Raw genomic sequence first — 11,215 nt, forward strand, 5'->3', positions numbered from 1 at the left:
TGCTAACATTTAGGCTACGGGGGTGTGCCGTTAGAGCCCATAATACTAATAACTTTATCAGGAGCATAAACATGTTTAAGAACCTTTTTGCTAACCTGCAAAAAGTTGGTAAGTCTCTGATGCTACCAGTATCGGTACTACCAGTTGCAGGTATTCTACTTGGGGTAGGTGCTGCTAACCTAGGCTTCATTCCAGAGGTGGTTTCAAACCTAATGGAACAAGCTGGTGGTTCAGTATTCGGCCAAATGGCACTGCTATTTGCTGTAGGTGTTGCACTAGGCTTTACTAACAACGACGGTGTTGCAGGTCTTGCAGCTATCGTTGGTTACGGCATCATGACTGCTACGCTTAGCGTAATGGCTGGTGTTATGGGCGTTGAAAAAATCGATACAGGTGTACTAGGTGGTATCCTTGTCGGTGGTGTGGCTGCTTGGGCATTCAACCGTTTCTTCAAGATTCAACTTCCAGAATACCTTGGCTTCTTCGCTGGTAAGCGTGCTGTGCCAATCATTACTGGTTTCACTGCAATCGCACTTGGTATCGTACTGTCTATCGTATGGCCACCAATCGGTTCTGCAATCGGTGCATTCTCTCACTGGGCAGCTGAGCAAAACCCACAACTAGCATTCGGTATCTACGGTGTTGTTGAGCGTTCTCTAATCCCATTCGGTCTACACCACGTTTGGAACGTACCATTCTTCTTCGAAGCAGGTACTTGTGTTAACGCTGCAGGCGAAACTCAAAACGGCGTACTAACTTGTTACCTAGTTGCAGACGAAGCGTCTCGTGCTGCTGGTAATGGCTTCGGTCAGCTAGCGGGTGGTTACATGTTCAAGATGTTCGGTCTACCAGCTGCTGCAATCGCTATTGCACACTGTGCTAAGCCAGAGAACCGCGCGAAGGTTATGGGTATCATGGCTTCTGCTGCTCTAACATCGTTCCTAACAGGTATCACTGAGCCAATCGAATTCTCATTCCTATTCGTTGCTCCGGTACTATACGGAATTCACGCTCTACTAGCTGGTTCTGCATACGTTGTTGCGAACACTCTAGGTTTTGTACACGGTACTTCATTCTCACACGGTCTAATCGACTTCCTAGTTCTGTCTGGTAACTCTCAGAAGATTGGTCTGATGATCGGTGTTGGTCTAGTATACGCTGCAATCTACTACTTCGTATTCCGCGCTGTAATCACTGCGATGGACCTTAAGACTCCTGGTCGTGAAGACGAGACTGAAGAAGCAGGCGCAGCAGTATCTGGCAACGAAATGGCTGGTGAACTAGTAGCAGCATTCGGTGGCAAAGCTAACATCACAGGTCTAGATGCATGTATCACACGTCTACGTGTTGCAGTAGCTGACACTGAAATCGTTGACCAAGACAAGCTTAAGCAACTTGGTGCAGCAGGTGTAGTTGTAGTATCTGGTGGTGTTCAAGCTATCTTCGGTACTAAGTCAGACAACCTGAAAACAGATATGGATGAGTGGATTCGTAACCACGGCTAATTCCTCAATCCAAAGTTAGAAAAGGGAAGCTTAGGCTTCCCTTTTTTTCGTCTGAATGAATGTCTATAGACACTCGTCACTTCAAGTTAGCGCTATGTACGATTCCACTCAGATGGCAATAGTGAAAACACCATTCCTTCATGCGGTTTACCGTTAAAGATATAACGATTTTTTGCAAGGCACTCGAAGGTGGCGCCAAGCTTTTCGGCAAATCGATAACTTGGTTCATTGGCTGGGTCGCAGACGATCTCTAAGCGCGTGAGTAACAGGTGGGCAAAAGCGAACTCCACTAGAGCCTCCATAGCCTCTACCGCGTATCCTTTCTGCTGAGCTTTGTCTTTCATCCAATAACCAAGACTGCCCATGTTGAAGGTGTGGTAGAACTCGTTGAGCGCGACCATTCCTAGAAATTCATTGTCGCTTCTTGTGAAAATGGCAAAGCCAAAGGCGTTAGCTTTAACCCAGTTAAGGCGTGTTGCTCCGATAAAGTCGAGTGCTTCGGACTCAGTAAATTCTGAATGACACCAATCTATCCATTGATGAAGTGATGGAGAGGCGCATATGGTGTCTGCAAGTATAGGTGCTTCATCTGGCGTCAGAAGGCGCAGGCAAAGCCGTTTGGTGTAGATGGTGTAATTGGTGTTCATAGCTAAAGTATAAACCTAAGTCATGCGCATATAAAAAAGGCCCGCGTTAGCGAGCCCTTTAACTGTGAGTTGGCGTTAGTTTTGTACGCGTCTCACCTGAATGATCATCCCCATCAGTGGATGATCTAGGTAGTGTGTTTCACTACTGCGCATGCGACGCTTTTGGTCGAGGCGGTAATCTTTTAAGAAAGTAAGTGTCTCGCGTTGCGGCTCGATAGAGGCTAAGTTACCAGCGATAACATTGCTGTCTTGAACATCGTCAGATGCTGTGTTCTCTGATAAATCGTTAGACTCTATTGCATCAGCTGGTGTTTCATCGATAGGCGCGGAGACGATAACCTGCTTGGTACTTGGAGATTTCAGATCAAGCTGAGCTTCGGCATACAGGTAATGCTGCACGTAGATTTGTAGCTTGCCATCTAGCTCGTACAATGGCTTATCAATAGCGACTTCCGTTACACCATCTACAGGTGAAGAGGTGTTACTGCTGCTTCCCTTTTCAGAGCCATCTGGATAAAACTGAGTGGAAAAATCTTTGCCTGCGCGGAATCGGAAAACCGGAGCAGAGCCTTTGCCATTATCACCCTGACGCCATGCTTTGTGCATTAGAACGGTGTAACCCGCGTGATTACGTAGCTTAGCCACTTCATCATTTAGCTGGTAAGAAGCCGACGGAAGTGCTTGGACCCCCTTAGACGCACGGTAGCTTGAATCATTTAGGGAACCAGCGCGACTAAAGTCGATGTCTGGCATATCATTTGGCCATGACTCATTGACCTTTTCCGGATTGACGGCGCGCTTAAAAACGATCACTTCTATGTCAAATTGTCTCTGTGCCAAACTTGGCATCGAAACCAATAGCATTAGCAGTGGGATCAGCTTTTTCATTGTTTCTCCATAGATGGCCACTGTCGATGAGTGGGACCCAGTATATCAATTAATACAAAGTGTTGCCGAAACAATTAGTGGCATTCGCCTTCATTATGTTTCGGCAAGTCTCTACCTAGTCATAAAATTAAGCTGGTATTCGATTCGCTTCAAATTCATCCAGCATGCTGTTTAGGTAGTTCAAACGCTTACGGCGGTCGGTCAACGTTTCGATAAACTTGAATTTCGTTGGTCCTTCCATTGCAAACTTGGTTGGTTGCGCTTGAAGTAGTTTAACCAAGAAGGCTGGGTTAATGTCAGCGTCTGGATAAAACTCAATATAGCCGCCTTTCTCATGGGCTTCTACTTTCTTCACTTTAAGGTCACCACCACGAAGTTTCATTTTAGCGACTTCAAGCAAGTGTTTGGCGGCTTCCGGAAGAAGACCAAATCGATCGATAAGCTCCACCTTGAGTTCATTCAGTTCATCTTCATTACCCACGCTGGCAATACGCTTGTACATTGACAGACGCGTGTTGATGTCAGGAATATAATCATCAGGGAGCAAAGCTGGAATACGAAGTTCAACTTCGGTCTGTTCGCGTAGGAGATCATCCAATGATGGTTCTTTGCCTTCTTTTAACGCCTCTACTGCTTGCTCTAGCATCTCCATGTAAAGTGAGAAACCAACGGATTGAATCTGACCACTTTGCTCGTCACCCAACAGTTCACCTGCGCCGCGGATCTCTAAATCGTGAGTCGCGAGGGTGAATCCAGCGCCAAGATCTTCCAATGAAGCAATGGCATCGAGACGCTTCACTGCGTCTTTGGTCATGGCTTTTGGATGTGGCGTCAGAAGGTAGGCGTAGGCCTGATGATGGGAGCGACCCACTCGTCCACGAAGCTGATGAAGCTGGGCCAGACCTAGGTGGTCTGCGCGGTCCATGATAATCGTGTTCGCGGTTGGAACGTCGATACCCGTTTCAATGATCGTCGTACAGACTAGCAGGTTGAAGCGCTGGTGATAGAAGTCATTCATAACGCGCTCAAGTTCGCGTTCACGCATTTGGCCATGTGCAACGGTTACTCGTGCTTCTGGGACCAACTTTTCAAGATCGGCTGCGACTTTTTCTATGGTTTCCACTTGATTATGAAGGAAGTAAACCTGACCACCACGCATGATCTCACGCAGTATCGCTTCTCGCACTACACTGTCTTCGCTTTGTCGAACAAAGGTCTTTATAGCAAGACGGCGAGCCGGCGGGGTGGCAATGATTGAAAGATCACGCATTCCACTCATGGCCATATTGAGTGTTCTCGGAATCGGTGTCGCGGTGAGAGTAAGGATGTCCACATCCGCACGCATGGCTTTCACTTTTTCTTTCTGACGAACGCCAAAGCGGTGCTCTTCATCGACGATCAGTAGCCCAAGATCTTTAAACTGGATGTCGCTTGATAATAGCTTGTGCGTGCCGACCACAATGTCGACTTTGCCGTCAGCCACATCTTGAAGAATGGCTTTTTGTTCTTTCGCCGACTTAAAGCGTGACAGTACCTCGACCCGAATAGGCAGGTTTGCGAATCGATCGCGGAAGTTTTCAAAGTGTTGTTGTGCAAGCAGTGTCGTTGGGACCAATACCGCTACCTGCTTACCATTGTCAGTTGATACGAATGCTGCACGCATGGCGACTTCTGTTTTACCAAAACCAACATCACCACAGACGAGTCGGTCCATTGCCTTTGGTTGGCACATATCTGACATGACCGCATTGATTGCCTGTGCTTGGTCATCGGTTTCCTCAAACGGGAATCCAGCCTTGAATGTCGCGTACTGGTCGCGATCCAGTTTAAACTTGTAGCCAGGCTTAAGCTCTCGCTTAGCATAGACGTCAAGTAGCTCTGCAGCGACGTCTCGAACTTTCTCCGCGGCTTTGCGGCGAGCCTTCGCCCAAGCTTCACCACCGAGTTTGTGGAGCGGTGCGGACTCTTCAGCGCCACCTGAATAACGTCCAATAAGGTTCAGAGAGGCCACAGGTACGTAGAGCTTAGCGTCGTTTTGGTATTCTAACGTCACGTACTCCGTTGTCATGCCACCGGCTTCTAGAGTTTGTAAGCCCACGTAGCGACCGATGCCGTGGTCGATGTGTACCACCGGCTGTCCCGGTTTGAGCTCAGCGAGGTTACGTATGACAGTGTCACTGTTTATAGAGCGCTTTTCTTTTTTGCGACGCTGAATAACGCGATCGCCAAGCATGTCACTCTCACAGATGAATGCGAACTTATCTTGGAAGCTGAATCCGTGTTCACACTGTCCGATAACCAGGGCAAAACGCTCATTGCGTTTTAGTGCATCGTGCAAGCTTGATTGCTCTACAGGACGAAGCTTGATTCTGTGCAACAGTTCTAAAAGCGCCTCACGTCGGCCTTCTGACTCAACAGAGAAGATGACCTTGCCCGTAAACTGCTCAGTGAACTGACGAATTTGCGCCATCGGCTCTTTTAACTGATGTTGAACCGTGATGTCAGGAAGAGCTTGAACTGGCGTATTGTCACGTCCTGCCTTTTGTTCAACTTCTTCGATATGGCATTGGAGTTGAGGGTATTGTTTTAGCTGAGCAAAGAACTCGTCTTTTTCGAGCCACAGCGCCTTAGGTTCGAGTAGCGGGCGCAGTGGGTCGACTTTTCTTTGTTCGAAACGCGTATCGACATCAGCCAAAAAGTGATCGACAGCACTTTCAATATCACCCACCATGACGATCTGAGATTCTTCGCTGATATAGTCGAACAAGGTCTCGGTATGGTCAAAAAACAGTGGTTGCCAATACTCAATACCTGCAGGCCACGTGCCTTTACTGACCTGCATATACACAGACTCTGGCTCACGTCTCGCATCAAATTGCTGACGCCAGCGGGTACGAAACTCTTCAATGGCATCTTTGGTTGTTGGAAACTCATGTGCCGGAAGAAGACGGATCTCTTCAATATCCTCGATGGAGCGCTGATTTTCAGGATCAAATGTTCGAATCGTGTCGATTTCATCATCGAAAAAGTCGATACGATACGGCGCTGAACTTCCCATCGGGAAAAGGTCGAGAATCGAACCTCGGCTGGCATATTCACCTGGTCCAAAGACTTGGTCAACATGGCGATATCCAGAGTTTTCAAGCTGCACTCTTAGCTTATCGAGAGAGAATAGATCGCCCGTTTTTACCATGAGTGTGTGTTGCAATAAAAAGTCTCTTGGACTCTGTCTTTGTAGCAAGGTGCTGACCGGAACTATCGTAATGCCCGCGCTCTGCTGAGGGAGGGAATACAAGCGAGCGATACGATCAGAGATAATATCTTGGTGGGGCGAGAAGTTGTCGTAAGGGAGCGTTTCCCAGTCGGGAAATAGCGCCACATCGCCACAGTAGAACTGTTCGAGCTCACCTTGAAGCTTTAATGCCATTTGTGGATCGGGGACAACCAAAAGGGTGTGCTGCTCATGCGCACTGGCGTGTTCACCAATCGATAGCGCAAGTGCGCCACCTATTAGGTTACCTAAGTGTTTTTTGTCACCTTTGCCTTGTGGGGCATTAAGTGGAAGTAGGGGAGAATAGCTCATAACGTATTAGTTTTTTTCTCTGTCTAGCGAGCGTTGACGCAGCAGTTTTTGTTGCTGGTGTAAGGCTGCCTTTATGAGTAGATCTTGGTGTTCTTCAAGAATTCGAACGAATGAAAGTGTCACGAGATAACCTTCATCTTGATGTTCTATGTTGGTCACTTCACCGTAGCAGTAGACACCTGAAGGTGGATGATCGAGAAACAGTTTGAGTCTAGTGTACTGTCCTAGTTGTAGTTCATCGCGACTAATGTAAGTCAACTGACTGGCACCGAAGCTTTTCGTAATGTGCCTTAGCGCAGGCTCATCTTGTTGAGCAATCATGTAATTGAGTAACAGATTCAGCTTATTGTTTTGCTGCTCGATCAACTCTGCGACGTGTTTTAAATTGTGTTGGTTGAGTTCGTGCTGCGCGGCATCTGTTTTTTGGTCTAGTTGACTAAACTCACTCGATGCGACAAAAGAAGCGGGAATCTCGGCAATATAGTCCGTCAATTCAGGGAGTGCAGAGCCTACTTTGAGTGGCTCAATGTTCGCCTTAAGCGGTCCATTTACGGTGAAGAAGTCGTCTTGCTGCATAATTTTTCCCTAATTAACATCCATTAATTATCTCTGGGTATACGTGAGTTATCAAGAAAAGGGCAGATGAATTCCGCAAAAGTCAGTAATTTAAAAGGAAAATGACATCCAGGGCTACAACCCTGACACTTTTCTGGTTACATTAACTGGTAGATTTCTTTCTATGGCGAACACTATGTTTCACCCCTTGCCAATATTTATTGGACTGCGTTACCTCAGAGGTCGTTCTGGCGACCGATTCAGTCGATTTGTTTCCTATATGTCCACCGCCGGTATCACCATTGGTGTTTTATCGCTTGTGACTGTGCTATCAGTGATGAACGGGTTTGAAGCCCAACTCAAAGGTCGCATTTTAGGTGTATTGCCTCAAGCGGTGATCAGTCATGAGTCGGGTCGTGTTGATCTTGATAACAAGCCGACGGAGCTACTGTCCGCTTATCCATCCAGCCAACCGGCAGTTCCTATTGTACGCAGTGAGGCTGTACTGCAGAGTCATCAAGGGCTCTCTGCTGCACTCATGATTGGTATTGAGCCTAACAGCAACGACCCTATTCGTTCGAGAATTGTCAGCGGCAGTGTCGAGCGCTTAGCTGCGGGTAAATACCAGGTGTTGTTGGGTCATAGCCTTGCGCGTGAACTGGATGTGCGAGTGGGTGACAAAGTCCGTTTGATGGTCACAAGCGCGAGCCAGTATACGCCACTGGGAAGAATACCGAGTCAGCGTATGTTTACGGTAGCGGGTTTATACAGTACTGGTTCGGATGTCGATAGTCAGTTGGTTGTGACGCATATTTCTGATGCTGCCAAGCTGATGCGCTATAAGTCGAATCAAGCGAGTGGCTGGAGATTGTTTTTCGATGACCCGTTTGTGGTTTCCCAGCTCAGTGAACAACCACTACCAGAAGGGTGGAGTTGGAGTGATTGGCGCGAGCAGCGCGGAGAACTGTTCCAAGCGGTGCGCATGGAGAAAAACATGATGGGACTGATGTTGGGGCTTATCATCGGAGTTGCCGCATTTAATATTATTTCAGCGCTCATTATGGTCGTCATGGAGAAGCAGTCAGAGGTTGCCATTCTTAAGACCCAAGGAATGAGTGACAGACAAGTGCTGTGTATCTTTATGGTTCAAGGCGCCAGCAGTGGCGCAGTTGGTGCGATTGTCGGTGGCGTGTTAGGTGTGATTTTGGCAAGCAATCTAAATAGCTTGCTTGATGCAATGGGCGTCGCACTGTTTAGTTTTGGCGGTCAGCTGCCAGTGGTCATCAACCCTTATCAAATTATTGTCGTCGTGGTGTGTGCCGTGTTGCTCAGCTTAGCCGCGACGTTATTCCCTTCTTACCGAGCATCGTCAGTGAAACCCGCAGAGGCCCTTAGATATGAGTAATCCGTTAATCGCGTGTCGTAATATTCGCAAAACCTACCACGACGGCGCTGTTGATACTGAGGTATTGAAAGGGGTGAGCTTTGACATCGCTAGTGGTGAACTGGTGTCCATTATTGGCTCGTCCGGTTCGGGTAAATCAACTCTACTTCATGTATTAGGTGCATTGGATGAGGCAACAGAAGGCAGTGTTGAATTCCAAGGGCAGTCTCTTTTAGATATGGGAAGTAATCAGCAAGCTAAGCTTCGCAATCAGCATCTAGGGTTTGTCTATCAGTTCCATCATCTTTTAAGTGACTTTACCGCTGTGGAGAATGTTGCAATGCCACTGCTTATCGGTGGTGCCAAAGTGAGCAGTGCGAAACAAGAAGCCAGAGAGCTTCTTGAAAGAGTAGGGTTACAACATCGACTCGACCATAGACCGTCAGAGTTGTCTGGTGGTGAGCGTCAACGTGTGGCAATTGCGAGAGCCTTGGTCAACAAACCCGATCTCGTACTTGCAGATGAGCCGACTGGTAACTTGGATCATGCAACGGCGCTGTCTATTTATGACCTTATGAGAACTCTGAATCGCGAGTATGGCACTGCGTTTCTTGTTGTCACACACGATAATGAGCTCGCTTCGAAAATGGACAAACAACTACATATGCAAGACGGTCTGCTGGTGGATGCAGCGACAGTCAGCGCGTAAGACGAGGAGCAATCGTGTCACTATCGTTTTTCATTGGTAAGCGATTTAGCAAAGCCAAGCAGCGCAACAAAATGGTGTCGTTCATCTCCATGTCTTCAATCGTCGGCATTGCAGTTGGTGTGGCGGTTATTGTGATTGGCCTATCTGCCATGAACGGTTTTGAGCGTGAACTTAAAAACCGAGTATTATCGGTTATCGCCCATGGTGAGTTTGAAGGTGTGAATGCACCGATTCAAAACTGGCAAAACGTCGTCGATGCCTCGCTCAACCACAAACGTGTTGAAGGCGCTGCGCCCTATGTCAGACTAACGGCTCTCGTTGAAAAGGGGAGTCAACTCAAAGCGGTTGAGCTAAGAGGCGTGACACCTGAGCTAGAAAGTCAGGTGTCGACGTTGCCTAGTTTCGTTGCAGAGCAGTCATGGAACGCGTTTAAAGCGGGCGAGCAGCAAGTTATATTAGGGCAGGGCGTCGCGCAGCAAGTCGGGGTCTCTGTTGGTGATTATGTGACCTTGATGATCCCAACGACTGGAGATACCAGCAAGGTTCAGTCGCCAAGACGAGTGCGAGTAAAAGTCACGGGATTACTTGAGCTTAACGGACAGATCGATCACAGCCTAGCCATAGTCCCACTTGAGGATGCGCAGGGTTATGCGAGGCTTGGAGAAAGCGTCACTGGCGTCTCCATAAAGGTAGACAATGTGTTTGATGCACCGCTCATTGTCCGCGAAATCGGTAATACGCTAACGGAGTACGTTTACCTTCGTAGCTGGAAGCAGAAGTATGGATTTCTGTATCGCGATATCCAGTTAGTACGAACTATCATGTATTTAGTGATGGTTCTGGTTATCGGTGTCGCGTGCTTCAATATTGTGTCGACGCTCATGATGGCGGTAAAAGATCGCGCTTCCGAAATCGCTATTCTGCGTACTATGGGGGCGAGTGATGGCCTGATTAAGCGTATCTTTATTTGGCAAGGCGTATTCTCTGGCGTCGTTGGTAGTGTGATTGGAGGCATATTGGGCAGCCTCGTTGCACTTAATTTGACGCCAATTGTATCTGGATTAGAAAACTTGCTCGGGCATCAGTTCTTGTCTGGAGACATCTACTTTGTCGATTTTCTGCCGTCACAATTGATTTGGAATGACGTGCTCTTGGTTTCTGGGACTGCAACATTACTCAGCTTGATAGCAACCTGGTACCCTGCGATGAAAGCGAGTCAGCTTAATCCAGCCACAGTCCTGAGTGCCAAGTAGAGATTAGACGAAACGACGAGGTAGTGATTTCCCCTTGTCCAGATAGCAAAAAGGACCACTTGATGTGGTCCTTTTTTAATGCTTGCAAACTTATCAGTTTCAGCCGAGTTGGTGGTTCATCGCATAACGGCTCGAGTGTTTTGTTATGCCACCAAGATACGTTTAACGTGGATACGCTTAACGTGTTGAGCGTTGTTGCCAGCTACGAACCACTGAATATCGCCAAAGTCCTCGTATTCCAAAGTAACCGGCTATGGCGGCCACGGTGCCACAGATCGCACAGCCCAGCAGGAAAGGGGGACCAATAGTGCTCATCTGGTCTGATAGATATTGCCACGATAGTTCAAAGTGAAACGGTTGTGGCGGAGTGTTCATGCAGAACGCGCCCACCTTATAGGCAAAGTAAAATAATACCGGCATGGTAACAGGATTACTGATCCACACTAAGGCGACCGATAGCGGCAGGTTGACGCCGAAAAGAATAGCGAGTCCGGCGGCCATGATCATTTGGCTAGGAAGTGGTACGAAAGCCATAAAAAGACCGACAGCAAAAGCGCCTGCCGCAGAGCGACGGTTTAGACACCATAAGTTCGGGTTGTAAAGGAGGTTGCCGAACACTTTCAATGCCTTTTGTTTTTTGATCATCTCGTGATCAGGCATGAAACGTTTAATGAACTTTCTTGGCATAGGG

9 protein-coding genes are annotated in these 11,215 nt (G+C 47.8%); 4 read left to right on the forward strand and 5 right to left on the reverse strand.

The window, feature by feature from the left end; all coding sequences use genetic code 11:
- The first annotated feature begins 71 nt into the window (after positions 1-71).
- Positions 72-1,505, forward strand: coding sequence for a PTS glucose transporter subunit IIBC (gene ptsG, locus J4N45_RS12645; RefSeq protein ID WP_252011657.1), 1,434 nt, complete (start codon positions 72-74; stop codon positions 1,503-1,505).
- A gap of 92 nt (positions 1,506-1,597) precedes the next feature.
- Here the strand turns inward: ptsG and J4N45_RS12650 are convergent, their stop codons facing one another.
- The 4 genes from J4N45_RS12650 to J4N45_RS12665 all read right to left on the reverse strand — a co-directional run bounded on the left by J4N45_RS12650 (position 1,598) and on the right by J4N45_RS12665 (position 7,199).
- Entirely contained in the window at positions 1,598-2,152 is a 555-nt protein-coding gene (locus J4N45_RS12650; RefSeq protein ID WP_252011658.1) for a GNAT family N-acetyltransferase, read from the reverse strand.
- Between the two features lie 75 nt (positions 2,153-2,227).
- Positions 2,228-3,040: a peptidoglycan binding protein CsiV gene (locus J4N45_RS12655; RefSeq protein ID WP_252011659.1), complete on the reverse strand. Its 813-nt coding sequence runs from the start codon at positions 3,038-3,040 to the stop codon at positions 2,228-2,230.
- A 127-nt stretch (positions 3,041-3,167) separates the two neighbouring features.
- Complete coding sequence (mfd, locus tag J4N45_RS12660; protein WP_252011660.1) at positions 3,168-6,623, reverse strand: transcription-repair coupling factor; 3,456 nt, start codon at positions 6,621-6,623, stop codon at positions 3,168-3,170.
- A 6-nt stretch (positions 6,624-6,629) separates the two neighbouring features.
- Positions 6,630-7,199 (reverse strand): PilZ domain-containing protein, encoded by a 570-nt coding sequence (locus J4N45_RS12665; RefSeq protein WP_252011661.1) that lies wholly within the window; start codon positions 7,197-7,199, stop codon positions 6,630-6,632.
- 175 nt (positions 7,200-7,374) lie between these two features.
- Here J4N45_RS12665 and lolC point away from each other — a divergent pair, with 175 nt between their 5' ends.
- Genes lolC through lolE form a run of 3 tightly spaced genes read left to right on the forward strand, consistent with a single transcriptional unit; the run spans position 7,375 to position 10,524 of the window.
- Positions 7,375-8,583, forward strand: a complete 1,209-nt coding sequence (gene lolC / locus J4N45_RS12670; RefSeq protein WP_252011662.1) for a lipoprotein-releasing ABC transporter permease subunit LolC — start codon at positions 7,375-7,377, stop codon at positions 8,581-8,583.
- Positions 8,576-9,271 carry a lipoprotein-releasing ABC transporter ATP-binding protein LolD gene (gene lolD, locus J4N45_RS12675; RefSeq protein ID WP_042476787.1) on the forward strand — a complete coding sequence of 232 codons (696 nt, stop codon included), beginning with the start codon at positions 8,576-8,578 and terminating at the stop codon, positions 9,269-9,271. The genes lolC and lolD overlap by 8 nt, the downstream gene beginning before the upstream one ends.
- Positions 9,272-9,285: 14 nt before the next feature.
- Positions 9,286-10,524, forward strand: a complete 1,239-nt coding sequence (lolE, locus tag J4N45_RS12680) for a lipoprotein-releasing ABC transporter permease subunit LolE (protein WP_286036876.1) — start codon at positions 9,286-9,288, stop codon at positions 10,522-10,524.
- A 177-nt stretch (positions 10,525-10,701) separates the two neighbouring features.
- Here lolE and J4N45_RS12685 read toward each other — a convergent pair whose 3' ends face one another.
- Positions 10,702-11,211: a DUF2062 domain-containing protein gene (locus tag J4N45_RS12685; RefSeq protein ID WP_042476794.1), complete on the reverse strand. Its 510-nt coding sequence runs from the start codon at positions 11,209-11,211 to the stop codon at positions 10,702-10,704.
- Between the last annotated feature and the right edge of the window lie 4 nt (positions 11,212-11,215).

The sequence above is a fragment of the Vibrio sp. SCSIO 43140 genome (assembly GCF_023716585.1).
Classification (GTDB): domain Bacteria; phylum Pseudomonadota; class Gammaproteobacteria; order Enterobacterales; family Vibrionaceae; genus Vibrio; species Vibrio maritimus_B.

What these genes read in the sequence shown, in the direction of transcription:
- lolD (WP_042476787.1), top strand. Translation starts at nt 8,576, where the DNA reads ATGAGTAATCCGTTAATCGCGTGTCGTAATATTCGCAAAACCTACCAC.
- J4N45_RS12655 (WP_252011659.1), bottom strand. Translation starts at nt 3,040, where the DNA reads ATGAAAAAGCTGATCCCACTGCTAATGCTATTGGTTTCGATGCCAAGT.
- lolC (WP_252011662.1), top strand. Translation starts at nt 7,375, where the DNA reads ATGTTTCACCCCTTGCCAATATTTATTGGACTGCGTTACCTCAGAGGT.
- ptsG (WP_252011657.1), top strand. Translation starts at nt 72, where the DNA reads ATGTTTAAGAACCTTTTTGCTAACCTGCAAAAAGTTGGTAAGTCTCTG.
- mfd (WP_252011660.1), bottom strand. Translation starts at nt 6,623, where the DNA reads ATGAGCTATTCTCCCCTACTTCCACTTAATGCCCCACAAGGCAAAGGT.
- J4N45_RS12685 (WP_042476794.1), bottom strand. Translation starts at nt 11,211, where the DNA reads ATGCCAAGAAAGTTCATTAAACGTTTCATGCCTGATCACGAGATGATC.
- J4N45_RS12650 (WP_252011658.1), bottom strand. Translation starts at nt 2,152, where the DNA reads ATGAACACCAATTACACCATCTACACCAAACGGCTTTGCCTGCGCCTT.
- J4N45_RS12665 (WP_252011661.1), bottom strand. Translation starts at nt 7,199, where the DNA reads ATGCAGCAAGACGACTTCTTCACCGTAAATGGACCGCTTAAGGCGAAC.